Genomic DNA, 420 nt, shown 5'->3' with positions numbered 1-420 from the left:
GGGGAATCGCGATCGCTCCATGAAACGAAGTCAGGCGAGTCCGGTCGAGGGGGACGCAGCCTCCCCTCGACCCGGCTCGCCCCGATGCACAACGCTCCGATACGCCTTGCGAGCCCCGGTCGGTCACGCCTCCGGGTCGCCCGACGCATCCGGGAGGCCCGGCGGCGGACCATCCAGCCCACCCCGGCGAGCCCCATCGCCATCGAGAGCACGCTGGCAGGCTCCGGGATCGGCACCACATTCACGGCGTCGCCCGGCAGCTCGAACAGGGCCGGGACCTTGTCGCTGCCGGCCCCCAGCGGGATCGACTGGAACCGGGTCACGAACCCTCGCAGGCCCTCACCGCTGCCGGGCGGCACGCTGAGCGTCTCCAGGAACGACGAGGCCGTCAGGCCGTCGAACCCCGAGCCGGTCAGGGCG

General features: G+C 72.6%; 1 protein-coding gene. It reads right to left on the bottom strand.

Going from position 1 to position 420, the window contains the following annotated elements:
• On the bottom strand, positions 1–420 hold a 420-nt coding region (locus AB1L30_RS00165), incomplete at both ends, for a PEP-CTERM sorting domain-containing protein (RefSeq protein WP_367011342.1).

The sequence above is a fragment of the Bremerella sp. JC817 genome (genome assembly GCF_040718835.1).
Lineage (GTDB): Bacteria > Planctomycetota > Planctomycetia > Pirellulales > Pirellulaceae > Bremerella.
Note: the sequence above shows the minus strand (reverse complement) of the source record. Positions and strands in the feature narration are given on the sequence as shown.